Origin of the sequence: Pseudomonas deceptionensis, assembly GCF_900106095.1 — a bacterium.
GTDB classification, from domain to species: domain Bacteria; phylum Pseudomonadota; class Gammaproteobacteria; order Pseudomonadales; family Pseudomonadaceae; genus Aquipseudomonas; species Aquipseudomonas deceptionensis.
The window spans coordinates 3259725-3286111 of sequence record NZ_FNUD01000002.1 but is presented as its reverse complement, the minus strand read 5'-3'; the positions used below and the strand labels follow the sequence as shown (position 1 = coordinate 3286111).

Below are 26387 nucleotides of genomic sequence, written 5' to 3'. Positions count from 1 at the left end.
CCTTCAGGAGCTGCGCATGAAGATGCTTTACCGGACTTTCACCCAGGCAGAGTCCGCACCGCGGTTCACGCGCAGTTTGCTCGGTGTTGGCATGCTGCTGGCCAGCAGCATGCCTGTGGCGTACGCGGCAAAAACCGAACTGCCTGCGACGGCAGTCACCGCCGGGGATAACGGCGCTTACCAGGCCGACAACGCCTGGGTCGGTGGTTTCGAGGCGGCACCGCTGCTCGATACCCCGGCGGCGATTTCGGTATTTACCGATGCGTTGATTGAGGATCAACAAGCCCGTCTGCTCAGCGATGTGCTGAAAAATGACGCCTCAGTGGGAGAAAGTTATGCCCCTGTCGGCTATTACGAAAATTTCGTGGTGCGCGGTTTCTCGCTGAATTCGGCCAGCAGCTACAAGATCAATGGCCGCACCATCACCGGCGAGCAGAATGTCGGGCTGGAAAACAAGCAACAGGTCGAGTTGCTCAAGGGACTTTCGGGCTTGCAAAGCGGGGTTTCCGAGCCCGGCGGCGTGGTCAATTACGTGACCAAGCGCGCAGCCGATGTGCGTTCGGTCACCGTCTCGACCGATGACCGCGGCAGCGGCTACCTGGCCACCGATGTGGGTGGCTGGTTCGGCAGCGAGCAGCAGTTCGGGCTGCGCGCCAACTTCGCCCATGAAGACCTCCATTCCTATGTTGAACATGCCAATGGCCAGCGTGATTTCGCGTCGGTGGCGTTTGACTGGAACATCAGCCCGGATGCGCTGCTGCAACTGGATGTGGAGTATCAAAACAAGGAGCAGCGTTCGGTGCCGGGCTATCAATTGCTCGGGGGGGCGGAGCTCCCGCACCACGCCTCGCCGAAAAAGCTGCTGGCCCACCAGAGCGGCTCCAAACCGGTGACCATTGATTCGCTGAACATCAACGGCAACTTCGAGTACCGCTTCACAGACAACTGGAAAGGCAACCTGAGCGCCTCGCGCAGCAAGGTGGTGATCGACGATTACAGTTCGTTTGCGTGGGGTTGCTACGGCTCGGACAGTTGCGCCAGTACGGCGGTGCCCAACTACTTCAGCCCCGAAGGCAATTACGACATATACGACTTCCAGAGCCCGGACGATACCCGGCGCAATGACGAAGTACAGGCCGCGCTGAGTGGTCAGTTTGATACGGGCGGCATCGGCCATGAACTCACCGTCGGTACCAGTGCATTCAGGCGGGTGGTGGACCAACGCGAGCTGGTCAACGAAATGATCGGCAGCGGCAATATCGATAGCGAACCTGAAGATTTCACCCGTTACGACGGCCCGGTCCAGGACAGCTATCGCCGTCTGGACAGCCGCCAGTACGGGGTGTTTTTCAATGACAGGATCAGCTTCAACGATCAATGGCAGACCGTGCTGGGCGGGCGCGAAGTGCGTCTGGATGAGCGCACCTTCGACGCTCAGGGCGACACCACCCGCCATACGCAACGCTATGAGTTTCTGCCCCAGGTCGCGCTGCTCTACAAGCCGGTGCAAAACATGACGCTGTACACCCGCTACAGCAAGGGCTTGTCCCTGGGCGGCACAGCGCCGTGGTATGCCACCAATAGCTCCGAAATCCTCGCCCCTACCGTGTCACGGCAGATCGAAGCCGGGATCAAGTACGACTGGCGGCGTATCAGTCTGAGTGCCACGTTGTTCCAGATCCGTCAGGACTACCAGTACGCATGTCCCGATGCGACGCCGGGTGAGTTCACCTTCGTGCAACAGGGTGAGCAGAAAAACACCGGTCTGGAACTCGCCGCCAACGGCCGGGCCACTGAGCGCCTGCAGATTGCAGCCAGCGTGGCGGCGATCCGTTCCCGGGTGACCGGCAGCGGCACAGCCGAATATGAAGGTCACCAGACCATCAACGTTCCGACCCTGCGCGCCAGCCTCTACGGCGACTACGCCCTGCCCTGGGTCGATGGTCTGGCCCTGCTTGGCGGTGTGCAATACAGCGGCAAAAAATACGCCAGCCAGCAAGGTAACGTTCAGGCGGATGCCTACGCCATCTTCAATATCGGCAGCCGCTACAGCACCCGTATCGAAGGTTACGACACCGTGTTCCGGCTGAGCGTCGACAACCTGTTCGACAAGCGCTACTGGCGTGATGTGGGGGAATACATGGGCGACAACTATGTGTTCCAGGGTGCCCCGCTGACAGCGCGGCTGAGTGCTTCGATCAATTTTTGAGGCAACCGTGGGAGCGAGCCTGCTCGCGAAGGTCTTGCCAGGCGTCTTCGCGAGCAGGCTCGCTCCCACGAAAACGACATATTCATGCAGAATTTAATTGATAGCACCCTATCAAAAAGCGCAGGCTAGAGGGCTCCGTTACGCTTTGTATCATTCTGAATGATATTGATCTTCGCTGGGTTCGATTCGTGCGCCAGCACTCGCGCCAGCATTATCCGCCCATCTCAATAGATTGGCGGACTCCCCTCTCATGGAACAGTCACTGAAACATTTGCGCTTCCCACTCGCGGCTTTGGCCATTGTGGTGATGAGTGCATGCGGCAAAACTCCACAAGCGACTGCTCCTGCTCCCGCTGCAACAGTCAGTGTGGCCAGGGTGCTTGAACAGCCGGTCAATGAATGGGACGAATTCACCGGCCGGCTCGAAGCACCGCAAACCGTTGAAATCCGTCCACGCGTGTCGGGCCAGATTGATCAGGTCGCCTTTACTGAGGGCGCCCTGGTGAAAAAGGGCGACCTGCTGTTCCAGATCGACCCGCGCTCGTTCCAGGCCACTGTGCGCCAGCTTGAAGCCCAGGTGCAGCAAGCCCGCGCCAATGCCAGCCGTACCGAGAACGAAGCCCAGCGCGGCGAACGCCTGCGCCAGAGCAACGCGATTTCGGCCGAGCTGGCCGACTCGCGCACCACCGCAGCCCAGGAGTCCCGCGCCGGGGTCGCCGCCATCCAGGCACAACTGGATCTGGCCAAGCTGAACCTGAGCTTTACCCGGGTCACTTCGCCGATCACCGGCCGCGTAAGCCGTGCCGAAATCACGGCGGGCAACATCGTGACCGCCGATGTCACCCCGCTGACCAGTGTGGTGTCCACCGACAAGGTGTACGCCTACTTCGATGCTGACGAGCGTGTGTTCCTCAAGTACAACCAGCTTGCCCGTGACGGCCAGCGCGGCCAGAGCACGCCGGTCTACCTGGGCCTGTCCAACGAAGAAGGCAACCCGCATCTGGGCCAGATGAACTTCGTCGATAACCAGGTCAACCCGAAGACCGGCACCATCCGTGGTCGCGCCGTGTTCGACAACACCGATGGCCGCTTCACACCGGGCCTGTATGCACGCCTGAAACTGGTGGGCAGCGGGACCTATTCGGCCGTACTGATCAATGACGAAGCGGTCGGCACCGACCTTGGCAAGAAGTTCGTGCTGGTGATGGGCGCCGACAACACGTCGGCGTACCGCGCCGTCGACCTGGGACCGAAGATCGAAGGCCTGCGCATTGTTCGCAGCGGGCTGAGCAAGGACGACACCATCATCGTCAAGGGCTTGCAGAAAGTACGCCCTGGTTCGACGGTGACGCCTGAGGTGATCCCCATGGCCAACGAACAGACCCTCGCCGCACTGGCACAACAACGACAAGCCCTGGAAGCCAGCAACCTGCCACAAGTGAAGCCCGCCCAAAGCGCGCCGAAACTGGCCAGCGTCGCGACTCCTCGCGGTTAAGGGACGATAACTCCGATGAATTTTTCCCAGTTCTTCATCCAGCGGCCGATTTTCGCCGCTGTACTTTCATTATTGATCCTGATTGCGGGCGGCATTTCGCTGTTCCAGTTACCGATCAGTGAATACCCGGAAGTCGTTCCGCCTACCGTCGTGGTGCGCGCCAGTTTCCCGGGGGCCAACCCCAAAGTGATCGGCGAAACCGTCGCCGCGCCGTTGGAACAAGCGATTACCGGTGTTGAAAACATGTTGTACATGTCTTCGCAGTCCACCGCTGACGGCAAAATCACCCTGACCATCACCTTCGCGCTGGGCACCGACCTGGACAACGCTCAGGTGCAGGTGCAAAACCGTGTGACGCGTACGCAGCCCAAGCTGCCCGAAGAAGTGACGCGCATCGGTATTACGGTGGACAAGGCATCCCCCGATCTGACCATGGTTGTGCACTTGACCTCACCGGACAAGCGCTACGACATGCTGTACCTCTCCAACTACGCCATCCTCAACATCAAGGATGAACTGGCGCGGTTGAACGGTATCGGTGACGTGCAAATGTTCGGTATGGGCGACTACTCGCTGCGCGTGTGGCTGGACCCGAACAAAACCGCATCGCGCAACCTGACCGCCACCGATGTGGTGACGGCGATCCGCGAGCAGAACCGCCAGGTTGCCGCAGGTGCCCTGGGTGCCCCGCCCGCGCCGAACGCCGCTAGTTTCCAGCTCTCGGTGAATACCCAAGGCCGTCTGGTCACTGAAGAAGAGTTTGAAAATATCATTGTCCGCGCGGGCGATGATGGCCAGATCACGCGCTTGAAAGACATCGCCAGAGTTGAACTGGGCTCCAGCCAGTACGCCCTGCGTTCGTTGCTGAACAACCAGCCTGCGGTGGCGATCCCGATCTTTCAGCGGCCGGGCTCCAATGCGATCCAGATTTCCAACGACGTTCGGGCCAAAATGGCCGAATTGAAGAAGGGCTTCCCGGAGGGCATGGACTTCGACATCGTGTATGACCCGACGATCTTCGTGCGTGGCTCTATCGAAGCGGTGGTCCACACCCTGTTCGAAGCACTGATTCTCGTGGTGTTGGTGGTGATCCTGTTCCTGCAGACATGGCGCGCTTCGATCATCCCGCTGGTCGCTGTGCCCGTATCGCTGATCGGTACGTTCGCAGTGATGCACATGTTCGGCTTCTCGCTCAACGCTTTGTCGCTGTTCGGACTGGTGCTGGCCATCGGCATCGTGGTGGACGATGCCATTGTGGTGGTGGAGAACGTCGAGCGAAATATCGAGCTGGGGCTCAACCCCGTGGACGCCACCAAGCGTGCGATGCGCGAAGTGACCGGCCCGATCATCGCCACAGCACTGGTGCTCTGCGCGGTGTTTATCCCGGCAGCCTTCATCTCGGGCCTTACCGGACAGTTCTATAAGCAGTTCGCCCTGACCATTGCGATTTCGACCGTGATCTCGGCCTTCAACTCGCTGACCCTGTCCCCGGCACTGGCAGCCGTCTTGCTCAAAGGCCATAACGCGCCGAAAGACCGCTTCACCCGCATACTGGATCGCCTGTTCGGCGGCTGGCTGTTTGCACCGTTCAACCGGTTCTTTGTTAAAGCCAGTAACGGTTACGTTGGCACGGTACGTCGCATCATTCGCGGCAGCGGCATCGCGATGCTGGTGTACGCAGGCTTGATGGTGCTGACCTGGGCCGGCTTTGCCCACACCCCGACCGGTTTTGTGCCACCGCAAGACAAGCAATACCTGGTGGCCTTCGCCCAACTGCCGGACGCCGCGAGCCTGGATCGCAGCGAAGAAGTGATCAAGCGCATGTCCGAGCTGGCCCTTAAGCAGCCAGGCGTTGCCAACTCGATCGCCTTCCCCGGCCTGTCGATCAACGGTTTCACCAACAGTCCGAACAGCGGCATCGTGTTTGTTGCACTTAAGGACTTTGACCAGCGCAAAGACCCGAGCCAGTCGGCTGCGGCCATTGCTGCCACGTTGAATGCCGAGTTTGCGGATATTCAGGAAGCCTACATCGCGATCTTCCCGCCACCGCCGGTACAAGGCCTTGGCACCATCGGCGGGTTCCGCCTGCAAGTCGAGGACCGCGGTGGTCTGGGTTATGACGAACTGTACAAAGAAGTGCAGAACGTGATTACCAAGAGCCATAACGTGCCGGAACTGGCCGGGTTGTTCACCAGCTATCAGGTCAACGTGCCACAAGTCGATGCCGCTATCGACCGGGAAAAAGCCAAGACCCACGGCGTTGCCATCAACGACATCTTCGACACCCTGCAGATCTACCTGGGCTCGCTGTATGCCAACGATTTCAACCGCTTCGGTCGTACTTATCAGGTCAACGTTCAAGCCGAACAGCAGTTCCGCCTGGAGCCCGAGCAGATTGGCCAGCTGAAAGTGCGCAACAACAAGGGTGAAATGATCCCGTTGGCGACCTTTATCAAGATCAGCGACACCGCAGGGCCCGATCGCGTGATGCACTACAACGGCTTTGTGACCGCAGAAATCAACGGCGGTGCAGCACCGGGCTACAGCTCGGGGCAGGCAGAAGCCGCGATGGAAAAACTGCTCAAAGAAGAACTGCCCAACGGCATGACTTACGAATGGACCGAGCTGACGTACCAGCAAATCCTTTCGGGCAACACCGCACTGTTCGTGTTCCCGCTCTGCGTACTGCTGGCGTTCCTGGTACTGGCGGCTCAATACGAGAGCTGGAGCCTGCCGCTGGCGGTGATCCTGATCGTACCGATGACGCTGCTGTCGGCGATTACCGGGGTGATTCTCTCGGGCGGTGACAACAACATCTTCACCCAGATCGGATTGATCGTACTGGTGGGGTTGGCGTGCAAAAACGCGATTCTGATTGTCGAGTTTGCCAAGGACAAACAGGAAGAAGGCATGAGCCCGCTGGATGCGGTACTCGAAGCCTGCCGCCTGCGTCTGCGGCCGATTCTGATGACCTCGTTCGCGTTCATCATGGGTGTTGTGCCTCTGGTGCTGTCCAGCGGTGCCGGTGCTGAAATGCGCCACGCCATGGGTGTTGCCGTGTTCTCCGGGATGCTGGGTGTGACCTTCTTCGGCCTGTTGCTGACGCCGGTGTTCTACGTATTGATCCGCCGCTATGTGGAGCGCAGTGAAGCGCGCAAAGCGGCCAAGCACCTCAAGTTGGAGTCGCAACAATGAGCCTGAAAGTCTTCCTGCCAAGTCTGCTGGTGCTGGCCTTGAGTGCCTGCGCCGTTGGCCCGGACTACCAAACGCCCAAGACCGAGCCGGCGCAGATCAGCGCCGACAACCTCAAGGGTTTTGACCGGGCGCATTTTGAAGGGATCTGGTGGCAGCAGTTTGACGACCCGACCCTCAACCAGCTGGTGACTGAGTCCCTGGCCGGCAACCGCGAGCTGCGCGTGGCGTTTGCCCGCCTGCGTGCGGCACGGTCGATTCGTGATGACGTCAGCAATGACGCCATGCCGACCATCACCAGCCGGGCCAGCAGTGATCTGGGCAAAGGCCAGATCCCCGGCACAACCGAAAAGCGGGTCAACAGTGAGCGCTACGACCTGGGCCTGGACATGGCCTGGGAGATCGACCTGTTTGGCCGCATCCAGCGCGAACTGGAAGCCAGCGATGCCGACGAGCAAACCGCCGCCGCTGATCTGTACCAGCTGCAAGTCACCATGATTGCCGAACTGGTGGACGCCTACGGTGAACTGCGCGGTGCGCAATTGCGCGAGCGCATTGCCCTGGCCAACCTGAAAAACCAGCAAGACTCCAAGGCCATCACCGAAAGCCTGCGTGATGCAGGCGTAGGCGACCAACTGGACGTCGTGCGGGCTGACGCCCGTTTGGCCGCCGTTGAGGCCAGCGTGCCGCAGCTTCAAGCTGAACAGGTGCGTGAACGCAACCGCATCGCCACGTTGCTCGGTCAGCGGCCGGAACAGTTGAGCGTGGACCTGAGCCCCGCGCAGCTGCCGGCCATTGCCAAGGCGCTGAACATCGGCAACCCCGGTGACTTGCTGCAACGCCGACCCGACATCATGAGCGCCGAGCGCAAGCTGGCAGCGGCCACGGCCCGTATCGGGGTGGCCAAGGCCGATTTGTTCCCGCGGGTCAGCCTCAGCGGCTTCCTGGGCTTTACCGCCGGGCGCGGTTCGCAAATAGGCTCGGCTGCGGCCAATGCCTGGGCACTGGGCCCTCGCATTACCTGGCCGGCGTTTGACCTGGGCAGCGTGCGGGCCCGCCTGCGCGGTGCCGGCGCCGAAGCCGATGGCGCACTGGCCAGTTACGAGCAGCAAGTACTGCTGGCCCTGGAGGAGTCGGAAAACGCTTTCAGTGACTACGCCAAGCGACAGCAGCGTCTGGTGTCGTTGATTCGCCAAAGCGAATCCAGCCGCACGGCGGCGGATCTGGCGGCGATTCGGTACCGCGAAGGCACGGTGGATTTTCTGGTGTTGCTCGATGCCCAGCGCGAGCGCCTGGCAGCCGAAGACAGCCAGGCCCAGGCCGAGGTTGAGCTGTATCGCGGCGTCGTAGCGATCTACAAGGCACTGGGTGGCGGCTGGCAAGTCGAGACGGTGGCCAGCGCCAACTGATTTAACGAGCTCCTTTGGTTGGCCGCAACCAACCATTTTTTAGCCCCGCGTTCATTCGGTCGCGGGGCTTTTTTTTGCCTGTAAATCAAGGGTCCCTCACCCTCCGGCTAAAGGTCCCGGGCCACATCGCCATTTGACTCCAGCCCCCCACTGTCCCAATCTTGCACCTCATCCGCACGCCTGTTTCTGGATATTGCATGTCTCAGCCTCGCCGATACCTTGCTGTAAGCCTTCTGTCTGCAATCATTGCCGCCGGCCTTTGGTATTCGATGCGCCCTGCTCCGACCGTTCCAACGCCCACGGTGAGCCAGCGTTACTCCATCGCACTCGACATGGCCCACAACGGCAAGCCCGGCGCCGCCCGGGTGCTTTACCAGCAACTGGCCCGCAATGACCTGTCAGAGAACCGGCGCGCCGACCTGCATGCCGAACTGCCCAACTACCCCAGCCCCCAGGCGCTGAAACTGGCCGACAACGACTTGCACAACGACTCACCGCTGGTACGCGAAGCTGCCATCCGCAGCATTAGCGGCCTGGTGCCCAATGCCCAGCGCACCTTGCTGCTCGGCCCCTTGCTGGATGACCCCGAGCAACGCGTGCGTTTTGCAGCAGCCAATGCCCTGCTAGGGTTGTCACCGGATGAACAGGGGCTGTACTTCGGGCCGTTGCAGCAAGTGATCGACGAGTACGAACGCGATCTCTTGACCCGTCCCGACGACCCTCAGGCCCAGGGCCAGCTCGCCCGTCTGTACCTTCACGAAGGCCAGCTGGATGACGCACAGACCGCCCTTGAAAAAGTCACCCGCCTGGACCCGGACAACCTCAAGGCTGTAGTCGCCCGCATTGAGCTGCTGGACAAGCGCGGCAAGGCCGAACAGGCACGGGAACTGCTGGCCAGGCAACTGGAAGCCCACCCGGATTCGGCCTATCTGCAACATGCATTGGGGATCTGGCTGCTCAATCACGGCCAGACGGAATACGCCCTGCTGGGGCTGGCCAAGGCCGTCGAGCTGGAACCCGACAACAGCGATTACCGTTACAAACTGGCCACGGCCCTGCATGACCTCGACCAGCTGGAAGCCGCACAACGTCAGCTCGAAGAACTGCTGCAACGCCAGCCCGCCAACCGCAAGGCACGGGTCTTGTTGATCAATTACTGGAAAGAGGCCGGGCAGTTGCAGAATGTGCAGGTGTTGCTGGCGCAACTGGAGCAACAGAACCCAGACGATCCGGCGTTGCAGCAGGGGCTGTAGCTGCCACATGCGGATTCAAGCCCGTGGGAGCGAGCCTGCTCGCGAACGGCCTTCGCGAGCAGGCTCGCTCCCACAGAGGGAACAGCGTACTTACGCCAGCAGCTTCTGGATCTGCTCTTGCAGGGTGTCGAGGTCAAACGGTTTGGCCAGGATCGGCGCGGTCAGGGTGATCGGGCTACCCGTGTCACGGATTTCAGCCGGGTAACCACTGATGAAAATCACTTTCAGATCAGGCCGCAACTTGAGCGCCGGCTCGGCAATCTGCACCCCCGAGATCCCCCCGGGCAGGCGGAAGTCAGTCACCATCAAGTCCAGATGGGGCTTGCTCGCCAGTATCTCGAACGCCTGCTCGCCGTTTTCGGCCTGCAACACCCGGTAGCCCTCGCTCGACAGGTAGGCGCTAAGGACCATCAGGATCGAAGGATCGTCTTCGACAATCAGAACAACATCTTGCGCATCTTCACTCATGGGAAACCTTAATCCGGATCATTGCTGCCAATACGACCGTGAACGCGGCCACAAGTTTAAGTCTTTTGTACCCGCGGCAGGCGAACCCTGAACAGGGCACCCTCACCCAGCGCGCTCTGCACTGTGATTGTTCCGCTGTGGGCGGCTACGATCTGCTCCGAGATAAACAGGCCCAACCCCAGGCCTGCCGTCGCATGGCTGGCTGAAACCCGCTCAAATTGCTGGAAAACCCGCAGCTGGTTTTCTTTGCTGATCCCGATGCCCTGGTCACGCACGTCAATCACGGCGTGGTCACCGTCGATATACACAGACACATCAATCGGCTTTTTTGCACCATAACGCAAGGCGTTGGTCAGCAAATTGGAAATCACCTGCTCAATCCTGAACTCGTCCCACTGCCCCACCACCGGCGGCCCCGGGTTGAAGTTGACGGTCGATTGCGCCGCGCTGATTTGCGCCGCGAAGCTTTGGATCAACTGGGCCACGGTCTGGGTCAGATCAAACTGCGCCGGCCGGATCGACAGCTTGCCAGTGCGGATGCGCGAGACGTCGAGCATGTCTTCGATCAGGCGGATCAGGCTCTGGATCTGGCGCTCGTCGCGCTCCACCATGGCGTGCATCTTGTCCATGGTGAACGCCGCGGCGTTATCCCGGGCCAGGTGCATCTTGCGCAACTGGGTTTCCAGGATCAGCCCGTTGAGCGGGGTTCGCACTTCATGGGAGACGATCGACATAAAGTCATCGCGCATGCGCACCGCATGCTCCAGCTCGACCTGGGTCAACTGCAACTGCGCCAGCAGGGTTTCCTGCTCGCGACGGCTCTGTTCCAGGGCTTCGACCTGTTGCTTCATGGCCTTGCTCTGGCGATAGAGCTCGACGAACACGTTGACCTTGCTTTTGACCGCATGGATATCCAGCGGTTTGTGCAAAAAGTCTACCGCGCCGCTTTCATAGCCCTTGAAGGCGTAGTTCATCTCGCGCCCGGCGGCACTGACGAACACGATGGGGATGTTTTTGGTCTTCGCCGTGCCACGCATCAGCTCGGCCAGTTCAAAACCGTTCATGCCCGGCATTTGCACGTCAAGAATGGCCATGGCGAATTCATGCTGCAACAGCAACGACAGCGCCTCGTCCGCAGACAAGGCCTTGTACACGATGCGATCTTCGCGTTTGATCAGCGCTTCAAGCGCCAACAGGTTTTCCGGCAGATCATCAACGATCAGCAGCTTGGCTTGAATATCACTTAGTAGCATTCGATATGTTCCAGCTCGACTAGCAGACGGCCGATGCCGCGAAGGGGAAGGATGCAATCCGGTTGGAAAAGCTCCAGTGCCGCGCGCGGCATGGTCGAAACCAAGGCTTCGTCAGGGTCCTGGATGATGGTCAAACCGCCTTGCTGCTTGACCGTCTTCAGCCCCTGAGCACCATCCTGATTGGCGCCCGTCAGTAAAATCGCGGCCAGACGCTGTTGGTACACATCGGCCGCGGACTCAAAAAGGTAATCAATCGAAGGGCGCGAGTAATGCACCCGCTCCTCCCGACTCAAGGAAAAACTGTAATCGTGCTCCACCGAGACGTGATAGCCGGGGGCGGCAAAGTACAGCGTGCCCGGCACAATCGGCTCCTTGTCATCGACTTCCTTGACCGGCAACGCCAGACGCCGGGCAAACACCTCGGCCAACTGGCTGCGACGCGCGTCCGGCAAGTGCAGGACCACGATGATCGGCAGCCGGAAGCCGGGCTTGAGCCCGGAAAAAATGGTCAACAAGGCTTCGACACCGCCCGCAGAAGCGCCGATCACCACCGCCTCTACAGGGCGCCGGTGAGCCATGGGGCTATGTTCGCCCGTCATAGCTTGCGGTAGATCCGCTCTTGCTTGAGCAAGGGCGTGAACTGTTTGCTGTAGTCCGAAAAGTCCAGGGTCTCTTTGCTGCCCAGCATCAGGAACCCCCGATGGCACAGCGACTCATGGAACAACCCAAACGCCCTGTTTTGAAGACTTTTATTGAAGTAAATCAGTACGTTACGGCACGAAATTAAATTAGTTTCAGAGAACACGCTATCGGTCGCCAGGCTGTGATCGGCGAAGGTCACGTTCTCACGCAGGGTCTTGTCAAAGATCGCGTAGTCGTAGGCCGCGGTGTAGTAATCGGCAAACGAGCGCTGCCCCCCGGACTTCTGATAGTTGTGGGTATAGGCGCGAATGTTCTCCAGGGAGAAGATCCCCTGCTTGGCTTTTTCCAGGGAGCGCGGGTTGATGTCAGTCGCGTAGATGATCGTGCGATCGAGCAGGCCCTCTTCGCGCAGCAGGATGGCCATAGAGTAGACCTCCTCGCCGGTGCTGCAACCTGCAATCCAGATCTTCAGCGAAGGGTAGGTCTTGAGGATGGGCACCACCTCCTGGCGAATGGCCAGGAAATGTTCCGGGTCGCGAAACATCTCGCTCACCGGAATCGTCAGGTACTGCAACAACTGCATGAAGGCCGTAGGGTCGTGCAGGATCCGCTCCTGCAAGGCCGAGATGGTCTTGCAGTCAAGCTGGCGCAGCGCATGATTGACCCGGCGCTTGATCGAAGCGCCGGCGTAATCGCGAAAATCATAGCTGTACTTGAGGTAGATCGCTTCGATCAGCAGCCGTAGCTCGATGTCGGTGTTTCGGTGCACTTAGAGTCGTTCCATTTTCGGTAGCCAGACCCGGATCAACGAAAACAGTCGGTCCAGGTCAATCGGTTTGGCCAGGTAATCGTTGGAGCCCGCCTGCAGGCAGCGCTCCTGATCGTCCTTCATGGCCTTGGCAGTGACCGCAATGATGGGCAGCTTGCGCCAGCGCGGGTTCTTGCGAATTTCAACGGTGGCTTCGTAGCCATCCATCTCAGGCATCATCACGTCCATCAATACCAGGTCGATATCTTCCACTTCATTCAGGCGCTCGATGGCTTCGCGGCCATTACGGCCAATGACCACAATGGCGCCCTTTTGCTCCAGGGCACTGGTCAGGGCAAAGATGTTTCGAACATCGTCATCCACCAGCAAAATCTTGCGCCCCTCGAAGACCTTGTCGCGGCTGCGGGCGGTCTTGAGCATCGTTTGCCGCTCATGGGACAACTGAGATTCAACTTTGTGCAGAAATAATGTCACTTCATCGAGCAAGCGCTCCGGGGAACGCGCGCCCTTGATGATGATCGAGCGCGAATACTTGCGCAGCTCGGCCTCTTCATCGCGGGTCAGGTTGCGCCCGGTGTAGACGATCACCGGCGGGAACGAACAGATGTCTTCGGTGGACATGCGCTTGAGCAAGTCACCGCCCAGCATGTCCGGCAGCTTGAGGTCGATGATCATGCAGTCGTAAATATTGCTGCGCAGCAGGTCGAGTGCCTCCTGAGCAAAACCGACTGCGGTGATTTCAATGTCTTCGTCGCCGATCAGGCGGGCAATGCTGTCGCGCTGCAGGTCATCGTCTTCAACCAGCAGCACCCGTTTGACCTTCTGCGTCAGCTTGGCTTCAAGCCGGGCGAACACGTTTTTCAGTTCTTCGCGGGTGGTCGGCTTCACGGCATAGCCCACCGCGCCCATATGCATGGCCGCTTCGACACGGTCCTCGACAGAAATGACGTGCACCGGAATATGCCGGGTGGGCGCCAGGGCCTTGAGACGCTGCAACACGGTCAGCCCCGAGTGATCCGGCAAGCGCATGTCCAGCAGGATCGCGTCAGGAATGAACTGTGACGCCAGGCTGAAACCTTCATCCGCCCCGTGGGCAACCAGGCAGCGATAGCCCAGTTCATGGGCAAGATCGAAGAGGATGCGCGCAAAGTTTGGCTCATCCTCGATCACCAGAATGCAGCGCGTGGCAAACGGTGCCTGTTCACGGTCATCCATGAAGCGCGGGATCTCGACCGGAGCCACCACCTCAAGCAGCGGCCGGGCCTTGGGCACCACCGGTGCGACCCGTGGCGCGGCGCCAAGCGGGGTGGGTGCAGGCTCCCCGGCCTGCTCCACATATTCTTCAGGCAGGATCAGAGTGAAGATGCTGCCCTGCCCCGGTTCACTGCTGACGCTGATCGAACCACCGAGCAGCGTTGCCAGATCACGGGAGATCGACAAGCCCAGGCCCGTGCCGCCATAGCGGCGGTTGGTGGTGCCATCAGCCTGGCGGAACGCTTCGAAGATGCTGTCCTGTTGCTCGGCAGAAATACCGATGCCCGAGTCGCTGACCGTGAAGGCAATCCCTTCGCCCGGCTGACGCAACACGGTCAGGCTGACCTGACCTCTTTCAGTGAACTTGATGGCGTTGGACAGCAGGTTTTTCAGGATCTGCTCCAGGCGCTGGCTATCGGTGTAGATCATCGGCGGCGTGCCTGGCTGCACCTGCACCTCAAACCCCAGTGCCTTTTCTCCCGCCAGCGGCTGGAACATGCTGCGCAGGCCCTCGACCACTCGCGTCACGCTGGTGTTCTCGGGGCGCACTTCAAGCTTGCCCGCCTCGACCTTGGAGATATCCAGAATGTCGTTGATGAGGTTGAGCAAGTCATTGCCGGCCGAGTAGATCGACTCGGCAAACTTGACCTGCTCCGAGGTGAGGTTCTGCTGCGGGTTTTCGGACAGCAATTTGGCCAAAATCAGAGAGCTGTTCAGCGGTGTGCGCAGCTCATGAGACATGTTGGCCAGGAATTCAGATTTGTACTTGCTGGAGCGCAGCAGTTCCTCGGCACGCTCCTCAAGTTGCACTTGCACCTGATTGAGCTGGGTGTTCTTGCGGTCCATGGCGTCACGCTGGCCGGCCAGCTCTTCGTTGGTCTGCTCCAGCTCTGCCTGCTGGGTTTCAAGGCTAGTCTGCGACTCTTTGAGGATGCGCGACTGCTCTTCGAGTTCTTCGTTGGCGGTTTTGAGTTCTTCCTGCTGCACTTGCAGCTGCTCATTGAGCTGCTGGGTCTCGGCCAGCACTTCTTGCAGACGCTGACGGTAACGGGCCGCCTCGATCGACATGCCGATATTGTCGGCAATCAATTCGAACAGCTCGACATCACGGTCCTCCAGAGGCCTGAGGAAGCCCAGTTCAATGACCCCGTTGACCCGTTCGTCATCACTGGTAGGCACCACCAGCACGCTGCGCGGGCTGCCTTCGCCCAGCCCGGAACTGACCTTGATGAAGTAGTCCTGCGGCACGTTGTCCAGGCGAATCAACTGATCCTGCTGTGCGGCCTGCCCCACCATGCCTTCGTCATTGTGAATGAACTGGCCCAGGGCTTCCTGTTCCCGGGAAAACCCATAACTGGCCACGCGCGTCAGGCCGCCGTGGTCTTCACGCACATAAACAGCCGCCACCACCGACCCCAGGTACTGGGCGCAGAACTGCAGGATATTGCGCCCCAGGGTATGGAGCGACAGGCGCCCCAGCACCTGCTCGGCCAGTTCGGTCTGCCCGTTGCGCAACCACGCCTGTTGCTCCAGTCGCTGCGCCGTCTTGATTTGTGACTCGAAGTTACTGTTGTAACTCTTTGATAATTCGATTAAATCACGACGACCTATATAGGCCAGAAAGCCGCTCAGGCCCAAAACGAACAACAGGTACAGGCCAATACTGAGAACCGTCGTACGGCTGACATCATCATTGCGGGCGACCCGCAGTTGTTGCTCCATCTGGATGAAGTCGTCGTATTGCGTGCGAATCTCATCGGTCAGGCGCTTGCCACGGCCAGCCTGCACAGCTGCACGGTAGTCACCGTTCTGGGCGCGGGCTTCGACCATCGACTGGGCGTAGGCATTCCACTCGTTCTGCAGCGCCTCAAGGCGCTTCAGGCGATCGACCTGCTGCGGGTTGTCGCTGACGAGGGCCTGCAAACTCTGCAACTGAGCCGTGATTTTCGGTTTGGCCACGGCATAGGGGTCCAGAAATCGCTCATCGCCGGTGATCAAAAAACCGCGCATGCCGGTTTCAAGATCAACCGTCAACTTCATCGCTTCGTTGGCGTTATTGATCACCCGGTCGCTGTGCTCGACCCACTTAATCACCGACAGCAAATAGCTGATCATCACCACGAAAAGCACAGCACTGAGCACGCCAACGGCCAGTGGCAAGCCGACGTTGCGACTCAGGAGCTTGCGAAAGCTTCGCTCATCAATAGATGCAGGTGAGTTCATTATTCAGGCCCGTGGACTGTCATAAAAAGAGGAGTTTGCAGGATTACCGAGTTTTTATTCTACTTTCTTACCCTTATAGGTACATTTACGTTCAAACAAACCCATTTGAATGCAGTCCAAGGCTATGCTTGCAGGTCATGAGACCCGCGCTTGAATTTTTATCGAGACCATCACTATGCCCGCAACACCCTCCACCATCCTTGTGGTCGAAGACGACGCCATTGTCCGGATGTTGATCGTAGACGTACTGCAAGAACTGGAGTTCAGCGTACTTGAAGCCGACGGCAGCGAGCGCGCCCTGGAACTGCTTGAGGACAAGAGCCAGCACATTGACCTGTTGATGACTGACGTCGGGCTGCCGGGCATGGACGGCCGGGCACTGGCCAGCAAGGCCCGCGAGTTGCGCGACCGGCTGCCGATCCTGTTTGCCAGCGGCTACGCCGAAAACCTCGATGTGGCAGAAGGCATGGCGGTGATCGGCAAGCCCTTCTCCATTGAGCAGTTGCGCAGCAAGGTCACCAGCATGCTGACGGCCTGACCTGTCGCCGCTGCCGCAGGCTGCGATGGACAGCGCTGCGGCTACAAATGCCCCTTGAATTGACGGTTTCAACGGGCTGTGCTTTCCTACACACCTTGTATCAGGTGCCCTTCACAGGGTGAAACGGGAAACCGGTGCGTCAGGCGTTAATCGTCCTGGCAAGTCCGGCGCTGCCCCCGCAACGGTAAGCGAGAGAAACATCAAATCCACTGTGCAATGGCATGGGAAGGAGATGTTTGCAGGCTCAAGCCATTGAGCCCCTCGCAAGCCCGGAGACCGGCCTGGTCAATTTTGAATAACAAACCCGCGGTGGGCGGGCGCTGTTAAACCCTGCGAGCTTCGTTCGCGGGGTTTTCTTGCGCTTTGCTGCCCGTCGTCTGACCAGAGGCAAGCGCCATGTCCATCAGCACCAGCCGTACCCATTCCGCCGCAACCACCGCAACCCAAAGTCAACGTATTGTGGCCGCTGTCGGCGCTGCTGTGCTGGGGGCTTTTCTCGTCTACTTCGCCGGTTTCTCCCACATCGATGCGGTGCATAACGCGGCCCATGACACCCGTCACAGCTCCGCCTTCCCGTGCCATTGAGATTGCCTGCCATGATTAAGCGTATTGCTCAAACCGCAGGCTTCACCGGCTTGCTGGCCGCCCTGCTGCTGACCGTGCTGCAAAGCCTGTGGGTGTCCCCATTGATTTTGCAGGCCGAAACCTACGAAAAACCGGCTACCTCCGAAGTGCACGAGCATGCCGACATGGCGATGCCTGCCCACGAGCATGATGCCGAAGCCTGGGAGCCGGAAGATGGCTGGCAGCGTGTGCTGTCCACCACGGGCGGCAACCTGGTGGTAGCGGTCGGTTTCGCCCTGATGCTGGCGGGCTTGTACACCTTGCGTGCCCCGACCCGCACTTCCCAGGGCCTGCTCTGGGGCCTGGCCGGTTATGCCGTGTTCTGCCTGGCGCCAACCCTGGGCTTGCCGCCTGAACTGCCGGGCACTGCCGCGGCTGACTTGCTGCAGCGCCAAATCTGGTGGGTCACCACCGCGGCCTCGACCGCAGTGGCAATCGCATTGCTGGTGTTCGGCAAGCATTGGGCACTCAAGGTGCTGGGCGTGGCGATTGTGGTGGTGCCGCATATTTTTGGCGCACCTCAGCCACTGGTGCATTCCAGCCTGGCACCCGAAGCACTGGAGTCGCAGTTCAAGATTGCCTCGCAACTGACCAACCTGGTTTTTTGGCTGGCACTGGGCGCGATCAGCGCCTGGCTGTTCCGCCGCAAGTCTGAAGGCCAGTACTCGGCATGACCATAACCGGCACCGCGCCAATCCTGGTGATTGGCCTGGGCTGCCGCCAGGGGTGCAGCGCTGAAGAGCTTTTGAGTTTGATCGAGGGCTCTCTGGCCCGGGCCGGGATCGCACTGAGTGCGGTCCGCGCCCTGGCAAGTATTGACCTCAAACGCCAGGAACCCGGCCTGCTGCAGTTGGCAGCACAGCTGAATGTGGGGTTTGAGGTGTTCAGTGCAGGGCAACTTGCCCCATATGCACCGCAACTGAGTCACCGTTCGGATATTGCGTTCGAGCAAACCGGTTGTCTTGGCATTGCCGAGAGTGCCGCATTGGCGCTGGCCGAACAGCTCGGCGGTGCGCCGGCTGACCTGCTGATCACGCGACAAAAATCGCCCGTTGCCACCTTTGCGTTGGCCTGCGTCATGCAAAAACCGCGATAATCCCCCGCCTCACTATGAGCGTTGTTCAAGAACAGCTCTATCTCGACCCTTTCAAGAGACTGCCATGACTGTTTATTTCATCGGCGCCGGGCCCGGCGATCCAGAGCTGATTACCGTAAAGGGCCAGCGCCTGATTCGCAGCTGCCCGGTGATTATTTACGCCGGTTCCCTGGTCCCGGCGGCGGTACTGGAAGGTCATCAGGCACAACAGGTGGTTAACAGCGCCGAACTGCACCTTGAACAAATCATCGCGCTGATCAAGGCGGCCGATGCCAACGGTCAGGATGTGGCCCGCGTGCATTCCGGCGATCCGAGCCTGTATGGGGCCATTGGCGAGCAAATTCGTTGTTTGCGCGAGTTGGGCATCGCCTTTGAAATCATTCCGGGGGTGACTGCCACGGCGGCCTGCGCGGCCATTTTGGGCGCTGAGCTGACCTTGCCCGACATCTCGCAAACGGTGATTTTGACCCGTTACGCAGAAAAAACCGTCATGCCGGCCGGAGAAGAACTGGCCAGCCTGGCGAAGCACAAGGCGACCATGGCCATTCACCTGGGGGTCAAAAACCTTGAGAACATCGTTGCCGAGCTGACCCCGCACTACGGCATCGATTGCCCGATTGCGGTGATTCACCGTGCCAGCTGGCCGGATCAGGACTGGGTGGTCGGCACCTTGGCGGACATCACGCAGAAGGTTCAGGCCAAAGGTTTCAAGCGCACGGCCTTGATCCTGGTGGGCCGGGTGCTGGCCAGCGACAATTTTGCGGATTCGTCGCTGTATCGGGCGGGGCATGCGCATTTGTATCGCCCATAAGCCTGCAACCCGTAGCCCTGTAGCCCTGTAGCCCTGTAGCCGCTGAGGAGCGGAGCGAGGCTGCGATCGGCGACGAAGTCGTCGTAAACCCAGTAATCGAGGTCTGTCTGAAGCATCCGGATTGGATGGTTTCACGACTGCTGCGCAGCCGATCGCAGCCTCGCTCCGCTCCTCAGCGGCTACACGATATGTACCAGCCTCAAAAAAAGGCATAAAAAAACGGTGCTCACGGGGCACCGTTTTTTCTTCAACTTCGCAGCGAACACCCTGTTACCGATAACTCAGTAGTAGGCGTTTTCTTTCTGCGAGTGGTCGGTCACGTCACGTACGCCCTTGAGCTCCGGCACACGCTCAAGCAGGGTGCGCTCGATGCCTTCACGCAAGGTCACGTCCGCCTGGCCGCAGCCCTGGCAACCGCCACCGAACTTGAGCACCGCAATACCGTCTTCAACCACTTCAATCAGGCTCACCTGACCGCCGTGGCTGGCCAAACCGGGGTTGATCTCGGTTTGCAGGTAGTAGTTGATGCGTTCGTTGATCGGGCTATCAGCGTTGACCATCGGCACTTTGGCGTTGGGCGCCTTGATGGTCAACTGACCACCCATGCGATCAGTGGCGTAGTCCACCACGGCGTCGTCCAGGAAGGGTTCGCTGAACGAATCGATCCAGGCCGTGAAGCTTTTCAGGCCAATGGCTGTGTCTTCAGATTTAACTTCCGCCGGCTTGCAGTAAGCAATGCAGGTTTCGGCGTACTGGGTACCGGGTTGGGTGATAAAGACGCGGATACCGATACCCGGGGTGTTCTGCTTGGACAGCAGATCAGCCAGGTAATCGTGGGCAGCGTCGGTAATCGTTATGGCGCTCATGGAATCTCCTCGCAGACATAGGGCGCAGTTTACGCCAATCGGCGCGCCTGACAAAGTCCTAGTATTTTTGTCAGGAAAGCCACGCCCCCATGTCTTCAGATCTGGTGGCGGATTACAGGTTTTCGTAGCGGTTCATATCCAGTACGCCTGCTTCGACCGGGTCGGTTTCATTGATGTACTGCCCGATATCGTGGAAGTACTGCCAGAACTGCGGATGGCTGCGGCGTATCCCCCAGCGCTCGACGATGGTATCGAAGGTTTGCTGGTCCTGGCATTGCTCCATCGCAGCCACAAACGAGGGCACATCGCCAGCCGGGATATTGAACATGAAGTTGGGGTAGCTGCTGAGTACTCCCGGGTAGATGGTCAGGGTGTCCAGCCCCGGCTGCAGGCGGTATTCCTCGCCCATCATGAAGGCCACATTGGAGTGCGCGCGATTGCGCAGCATGCTGTACATCTCGCGCTTGCCCCCGCTTCCTTCGATGCGCAGCATGGTGGCTTCAGGCAATTGGTTGATCACCGCCAGCCCCGCCGCAGGGCGCGCGGTCAAACGGCTGAGCGATTGCTCGGCGTATCTGAACTCCTGGGCAATATCGGGCCTTGAACAGAACGCCCCCGAGCAACGGTTGATCGGGTCCGGCCGCGCATTCAGGGTGCCGGTGCGCTCGATCAGCTTTTGGGCGAAGTCGCGCTTGGGGTCTGCCGGGTCGAGTTTCATGCCGGACGGGGTGTCGGTATCAATCTTCTGATAGTCCATCCACATCTTCAGCTTGCCACTGTTCTGATACCAGTCGCTGAGGATGCCCGAGCGCGAGTCCGCCGGCATCAGGCGCAGGAAGTTGACCTCGGCGCCATTACGGATCAAGTCGAAGTACAAACGGGTCTGCGCCTGGTGCGAGACGTTGCCGAACACATCAAAGTTGACCGCCAACTGGTAGTAGGTGCGTTCCAGCAACGGATAGTCGAACAGCCACATCGTTTGTGGAATTTCGCCGATCAGGCCCTTGCTGACACTGGCGCTGTCGAAGTGGCGAAACACCGTCAGCAAGGCATTGTCGTTACCGGCCCACAGGGTCGACCAGCTCGGCGGCGGCATGTCGGCATAAGCCTCCTGGCGCAGCTTTTCATAATCGTTACGCTTGTCGCGATAGTTGTGCCACAGCGAAATAACACTGCCAACGTCGTCGATCTGGCCGGGCATCGCCAGCAATGGCGTTGCGATGCCCCGGTAGACCGCATCGGTAACGTAGCGATCGCGGGCAGGCTCCTGGAACACGGTCCAGAAGTTGTCGCGAATCACATCGGTCGCGATCTGCCCGCGGCACACCGGCCCGCGGATAAAGGTGCGCACAAAATACTCGGCGTTATCGAGCATGAACTGATAACGCGCCACCGCGGGGATCGCTTCAAAGGTTTCAAACGGATTGGCCCGACCACGCGGCCCGTAGCCCGGCAGTGACGTGGCATGCCAGTCGCCGCTGTAGAACAGCTGCTTGACCCGCGCCAGCTTGTGCTCCCCCATCGGGTAGGTGATGTGGGTTTTGTGCACAATCACGCCCTGTACCGGTATCAGGCGGTAGTAAAAGGCGGTACCGGGATCGTCGTTTGGCCGACGGGTAGCGATCAGGTCGACCGGCTGCCCGCTGGGCGTGCGCGAGCGGACCCATTGGAAGAAATGCCCCGGCACGCCATTGTCGAAATAGGCATGGGCCAGGAACAGATGCTCATACAACCAGCGCCCCACCAGCGCTTCAGTCGAACCGGAGCGGTTGAGCAGTTCTTCCCACTCGGCAATCTGCGCCGCCTCGCCGGCCGTGGGCTTGATTGCATGCTGATCGACGGGGGCGCCCTGCCCCAGCCAGGTTTGTACGGTGTGGTACTGCTGGTCTGTCAGCCCGGTGACGGCCAGGGGCATGCCCTCTTTGGGGTGGCTTTGGGCGTAGGCATTGAACTCGCCCGGCGCCGGGCAGACGTTTTCGCGGTTAAGACCCAGCATGATTTCTTCGGGCAACTTCGCGTTGGGGGTCAGCGGCGTGCTGTGCCCCAGCTCCAGCATGCGCGCCATCAAGGCCGCTTGCGCACCCTGGGCGTCGAGCACCGAGTAAAAGCCTTTGTTACGCCACTCGTTCGGGCCGCTGGCATCGTAAAAAATTCGCGTCGGCGCGACGGCATCGACGCGGTCGCCCTTGTACACCGGCACTTTGCTTGCCCCCCGGGTGGCGCCCTCCGCGCTCCCCAGGTTCAGCTGGCAGGCCGCGTCATTACAGGCGTGGCAGGCAACGCATTTTTCAGTAAGGATCGGCTGGATGTCCCGAGTGTAGGAAATCAGCGGGCTAACCAGCGGGGCTTGTGCCAACGCGGTACTGCACACCACCAGCGTCACGGCGCCAGTGAGGAGGCGAAAAAACATGTGCCATTGTCCTGATATCAAAAAATATATCGCGATTCTACCCGTGCAGCACCCGCTTTAACATGAATCAAATTCATGTAAATCAGCAGGCACTCAAATCCCACGCAGGTTTGTTATGCTTTGGCATCTTTTGCATGGCTCTAACAGGTAGTCCTATGTCTGACCGCAGCGCTCGTCTCCAAGCACTTCAGCAAGCCCTCAAAGAGCGCATTCTGATTCTCGATGGCGGCATGGGTACTATGATCCAAAGCTACCGCCTAGAGGAACACGACTATCGTGGCACACGCTTTGCCGACTGGCCGAGCGACGTCAAAGGCAACAACGACCTTTTGATCCTCAGCCGCCCCGATGTGATCGGTGCCATTGAGAAGGCGTATCTGGATGCCGGTGCCGACATTCTCGAAACCAACACCTTCAACGCCACCCAGGTGTCCCAGGCCGACTACGGCATGCAGGCGCTGGCCTACGAACTAAACGTAGAAGGCGCACGCCTGGCACGCAAAGTGGCCGACGCCAAGACCCTAGAAACCCCGGACAAACCGCGCTTTGTTGCGGGCGTGCTCGGCCCTACCAGCCGTACATGCTCGCTGTCGCCGGACGTGAACAACCCCGGCTACCGCAACGTGACCTTCGATGAACTGGTAGAAAACTACACCGAGGCCACCAAGGGCCTGATCGAAGGCGGTGCCGACCTGATCCTGATCGAAACCATTTTCGACACACTCAACGCAAAAGCCGCCATTTTCGCCGTACAAGGCGTGTTTGAGGAGCTGGGCGTCGAACTGCCGATCATGATTTCCGGCACCATCACCGATGCCTCCGGCCGTACCCTGTCTGGACAGACCACCGAAGCGTTCTGGAACTCCGTGAGCCACGCCAAGCCGATTTCGGTCGGTTTGAACTGCGCCCTGGGCGCCAGCGAGCTGCGTCCGTATCTCGAAGAGCTGTCGAACAAGGCCAGCACCTACGTCTCGGCTCACCCGAACGCGGGCCTGCCCAACGAATTCGGCGAGTACGACGAACTGCCGTCCGAAACCGCCAAGGTCATTGAAGAGTTCGCCCAAAGCGGCTTCCTGAACATTGTCGGCGGTTGCTGCGGCACCACGCCGGGCCATATCCAGGCCATCGCCAATGCCGTGGCCGGTTACGCCCCGCGCCAGATCCCGGACATTCCGAAGGCCTGCCGCCTTTCGGGTCTGGAGCCGTTCACCATTGACCGCAGCTCGTTGTTCGTCAACGTCGGCGAGCGTACCAACATCACAGGTTCTGCCCGCTTCGCCCGCCTGATCCGCGAAGACAACTACACCGAAGCCCTTGAAGTGGCGCTGCAACAGGTTGAAGCCGGTGCGCAGATCATCGACATCAACATGGACGAGGGCATGCTGGACTCGAAGAAGGCCATGGTGACCTTCCTCAATCTGATCGCCGGCGAGCCGGATATCTCTCGCGTACCGATCATGATCGACTCCTCCAAGTGGGAAGTGATCGAAGCGGGCCTCAAGTGCATCCAGGGCAAGGGCATCGTCAACTCGATCAGCATGAAAGAAGGCGTCGAGCAGTTCAAACATCACGCCAAACTGTGCAAGCGCTATGGCGCCGCAGTGGTAGTGATGGCCTTCGACGAAGCCGGTCAGGCCGACACCGAAGCGCGTAAAAAGGAAATCTGCAAACGCTCCTACGACATTCTGGTCAACGAAGTGGGCTTCCCGCCGGAAGACATCATCTTCGACCCGAACATTTTTGCCGTGGCCACCGGTATTGAAGAACACAACAACTACGCCGTGGACTTCATCAACGCCTGCGCTTATATCCGCGACGAGCTGCCGTATGCCCTGACGTCGGGCGGCGTGTCCAACGTATCGTTCTCGTTCCGTGGCAACAACCCGGTGCGTGAAGCGATCCACTCGGTGTTTTTGCTGTACGCGATCCGCAACGGCCTGACCATGGGTATCGTCAACGCCGGCCAGCTGGAGATCTACGACCAGATCCCGACCGAGCTGCGCGACGCTGTGGAAGACGTGGTGCTCAACCGCACCCCGGACGCCACCGACAACCTGCTGGCCATTGCCGACAAGTACAAGGGTGATGGCAGCGTCAAGGAAGCCGAGACCGAAGAGTGGCGCGGCTGGGAAGTCAACAAGCGCCTTGAGCACGCACTGGTCAAGGGCATTACCACCCATATCGTTGAAGACACCGAAGAGTCGCGCCAATCCTTCAAGCGCCCGATCGAAGTGATCGAAGGCCCGCTGATGTCGGGCATGAACATCGTTGGCGACCTGTTTGGCGCCGGTAAAATGTTTTTGCCGCAGGTGGTGAAATCCGCCCGCGTGATGAAACAGGCCGTGGCCCACCTGATCCCGTTTATCGAGCTGGAAAAAGGCGACAAACCGGAAGCTAAAGGCAAGATCCTGATGGCCACCGTCAAGGGCGACGTGCACGACATCGGCAAGAACATTGTTGGCGTGGTGCTGGGCTGTAACGGTTACGACATCGTGGACCTGGGCGTGATGGTGCCTGCGGAAAAAATCCTGCAGGTCGCCAAGGAACAGAAGTGCGACATCATCGGCCTTTCCGGCCTGATCACCCCGTCGCTGGATGAAATGGTCCACGTCGCTCGCGAAATGCAGCGTCAGAACTTCTACCTGCCGCTGATGATCGGCGGCGCGACCACCTCCAAGGCGCACACGGCGGTCAAGATCGAACCCAAGTACCAGAACGATGCCGTGATCTACGTCACCGACGCGTCACGCGCCGTGGGTGTGGCCACACAGTTGCTGTCCAGGGAACTGAAACCCGCATTCGTTGAGAAAACCCGCCTTGAATACATTGAAGTGCGTGAGCGCACCGCCAACCGCAGTGCCCGTACCGAGCGTTTGAGCTACCCGGCCGCCATCGCTAAAAAACCGCAGTTCGACTGGAGCAGCTACCAGCCGGTCAAACCGACCTTCACCGGAGCCAAGGTGCTGGACAACATCGACCTTAAGGTGCTGGCCGAGTACATCGACTGGACCCCGTTCTTTATCTCGTGGGATCTGGCCGGCAAGTTCCCGCGCATCCTGACCGACGAAGTGGTCGGCGAAGCCGCTACCGCGCTGTATGCCGATGCCCAGGAAATGCTCGCCAAGCTGATCGACGAAAAGCTGATCAGCGCCCGTGCCGTATTCGGTTTCTGGCCAGCCAATCAGGTGAACGATGACGATCTGGAACTGTACGGCGACGATGGTCAACCTTTGGCCAAACTGCATCACTTGCGCCAGCAAATCATCAAGACCGACGGCAAGCCGAACTTCTCGCTGGCCGACTTTGTCGCACCGAAAGACAGCGGCGTAACCGACTACGTCGGTGGCTTTATCACCACCGCCGGGATCGGCGCCGAAGAAGTGGCCAAGGCCTACCAAGACGCGGGCGACGACTACAACTCGATCATGGTCAAGGCCCTGGCCGACCGTCTGGCCGAGGCCTGCGCCGAATGGCTGCACCAGCAGGTGCGGACCCAATACTGGGGTTATGCCAAGGACGAGCAACTGGGCAACGATGAGCTGATCAAAGAGCAATACAGCGGCATCCGCCCTGCCCCCGGCTACCCGGCGTGCCCTGATCACACCGAAAAAGGCACCCTGTTCGCCTTGCTCGACCCCGAAGCAGAAGAAATGCGTGCCGGCAAAAGCGGCGTGTTCCTCACCGAACACTACGCCATGTTCCCGGCAGCAGCGGTCAGCGGCTGGTACTTCGCTCATCCGCAAGCCCAGTACTTTGCGGTGGGCAAGGTCGACAAGGACCAGGTCGACAGCTACACGGCGCGCAAGGGCCAGGAGCTGAGCATCACCGAGCGCTGGCTGGCGCCTAACCTCGGCTATGACAACTGAGTAACCCGG

General features: G+C 59.7%; 18 protein-coding genes and 1 riboswitch. Of the genes, 11 read left to right on the top strand and 7 right to left on the bottom strand.

The features are described 5' to 3' along the window. The first annotated feature begins 16 nt into the window (after positions 1–16). The 5 genes from BLW11_RS15030 (at position 17) to BLW11_RS15010 (ending at position 9558) form a co-directional block, all read left to right on the top strand. Positions 17–2209 carry a TonB-dependent siderophore receptor gene (locus BLW11_RS15030; protein ID WP_048358013.1) on the top strand — a complete coding sequence of 731 codons (2193 nt, stop codon included), beginning with the start codon at positions 17–19 and terminating at the stop codon, positions 2207–2209. Between the two features lie 250 nt (positions 2210–2459). Continuing rightward, positions 2460–3704: a multidrug efflux RND transporter periplasmic adaptor subunit MexE gene (mexE, locus tag BLW11_RS15025; RefSeq protein WP_048358014.1), complete on the top strand. Its 1245-nt coding sequence runs from the start codon at positions 2460–2462 to the stop codon at positions 3702–3704. Between the two features lie 15 nt (positions 3705–3719). Then, positions 3720–6899 (top strand): efflux RND transporter permease subunit, encoded by a 3180-nt coding sequence (locus BLW11_RS15020; RefSeq protein WP_048358015.1) that lies wholly within the window; start codon positions 3720–3722, stop codon positions 6897–6899. Further along, the gene (locus tag BLW11_RS15015) at positions 6896–8305 is read left to right on the top strand and encodes an efflux transporter outer membrane subunit (protein WP_048358016.1); all 1410 of its coding nucleotides are present in this window, start codon (positions 6896–6898) and stop codon (positions 8303–8305) included. Before BLW11_RS15020 ends, BLW11_RS15015 begins: the two co-directional genes overlap by 4 nt. Before the next feature lie 197 nt (positions 8306–8502). Beyond that, the gene (locus BLW11_RS15010) at positions 8503–9558 is read left to right on the top strand and encodes a tetratricopeptide repeat protein (protein WP_048358017.1); all 1056 of its coding nucleotides are present in this window, start codon (positions 8503–8505) and stop codon (positions 9556–9558) included. 90 nt (positions 9559–9648) lie between these two features. Here BLW11_RS15010 and BLW11_RS15005 read toward each other — a convergent pair whose 3' ends face one another. From BLW11_RS15005 to BLW11_RS14985, 5 genes are read right to left on the bottom strand one after another with little or no spacing between them, the layout of a single operon-like run. Further along, positions 9649–10026 (bottom strand): response regulator, encoded by a 378-nt coding sequence (locus tag BLW11_RS15005; protein WP_048358018.1) that lies wholly within the window; start codon positions 10024–10026, stop codon positions 9649–9651. 56 nt (positions 10027–10082) lie between these two features. Next, positions 10083–11279 (bottom strand): hybrid sensor histidine kinase/response regulator, encoded by a 1197-nt coding sequence (locus tag BLW11_RS15000; protein WP_048358019.1) that lies wholly within the window; start codon positions 11277–11279, stop codon positions 10083–10085. After that, positions 11270–11857, bottom strand: a complete 588-nt coding sequence (locus tag BLW11_RS14995; protein WP_048359449.1) for a chemotaxis protein CheB — start codon at positions 11855–11857, stop codon at positions 11270–11272. The genes BLW11_RS15000 and BLW11_RS14995 overlap by 10 nt, the downstream gene beginning before the upstream one ends. Positions 11858–11874: 17 nt before the next feature. Beyond that, positions 11875–12690: a CheR family methyltransferase gene (locus BLW11_RS14990; RefSeq protein ID WP_048358020.1), complete on the bottom strand. Its 816-nt coding sequence runs from the start codon at positions 12688–12690 to the stop codon at positions 11875–11877. After that, complete coding sequence (locus BLW11_RS14985) at positions 12691–16167, bottom strand: response regulator (protein WP_048358021.1); 3477 nt, start codon at positions 16165–16167, stop codon at positions 12691–12693. Positions 16168–16342: 175 nt separating this feature from the next. On the opposite strand from BLW11_RS14985, the gene BLW11_RS14980 reads away from it, so the two are divergent. The 5 genes from BLW11_RS14980 to cobM all read left to right on the top strand — a co-directional run bounded on the left by BLW11_RS14980 (position 16343) and on the right by cobM (position 19236). Beyond that, the gene (locus BLW11_RS14980) at positions 16343–16705 is read left to right on the top strand and encodes a response regulator (RefSeq protein WP_048358022.1); all 363 of its coding nucleotides are present in this window, start codon (positions 16343–16345) and stop codon (positions 16703–16705) included. 85 nt (positions 16706–16790) lie between these two features. Further along, positions 16791–17004: riboswitch (cobalamin riboswitch) on the top strand. Between the two features lie 97 nt (positions 17005–17101). Next, entirely contained in the window at positions 17102–17290 is a 189-nt protein-coding gene (locus BLW11_RS14975; RefSeq protein WP_019827274.1) for a CbtB domain-containing protein, read from the top strand. An 11-nt stretch (positions 17291–17301) separates the two neighbouring features. Then, positions 17302–18003, top strand: coding sequence for a CbtA family protein (locus tag BLW11_RS14970; RefSeq protein ID WP_048358023.1), 702 nt, complete (start codon positions 17302–17304; stop codon positions 18001–18003). Continuing rightward, positions 18000–18425: a cobalamin biosynthesis protein gene (locus tag BLW11_RS14965; RefSeq protein ID WP_048358024.1), complete on the top strand. Its 426-nt coding sequence runs from the start codon at positions 18000–18002 to the stop codon at positions 18423–18425. The genes BLW11_RS14970 and BLW11_RS14965 overlap by 4 nt, the downstream gene beginning before the upstream one ends. A gap of 64 nt (positions 18426–18489) precedes the next feature. Further along, positions 18490–19236: a precorrin-4 C(11)-methyltransferase gene (cobM, locus tag BLW11_RS14960; protein WP_048358025.1), complete on the top strand. Its 747-nt coding sequence runs from the start codon at positions 18490–18492 to the stop codon at positions 19234–19236. Positions 19237–19517: 281 nt separating this feature from the next. Here cobM and nfuA read toward each other — a convergent pair whose 3' ends face one another. Both nfuA and BLW11_RS14950 read right to left on the bottom strand, forming a co-directional pair. After that, complete coding sequence (gene nfuA, locus BLW11_RS14955; RefSeq protein WP_019827280.1) at positions 19518–20102, bottom strand: Fe-S biogenesis protein NfuA; 585 nt, start codon at positions 20100–20102, stop codon at positions 19518–19520. Positions 20103–20214: 112 nt separating this feature from the next. Continuing rightward, complete coding sequence (locus tag BLW11_RS14950) at positions 20215–22512, bottom strand: fatty acid cis/trans isomerase (protein WP_048358026.1); 2298 nt, start codon at positions 22510–22512, stop codon at positions 20215–20217. A gap of 155 nt (positions 22513–22667) precedes the next feature. Between BLW11_RS14950 and metH the strand changes: the two genes are divergently transcribed. Then, a complete protein-coding gene (metH, locus tag BLW11_RS14945) occupies positions 22668–26378 on the top strand; it encodes a methionine synthase (RefSeq protein ID WP_048358027.1) in 3711 nt (1236 codons plus the stop codon). Positions 26379–26387 lie beyond the last annotated feature (9 nt).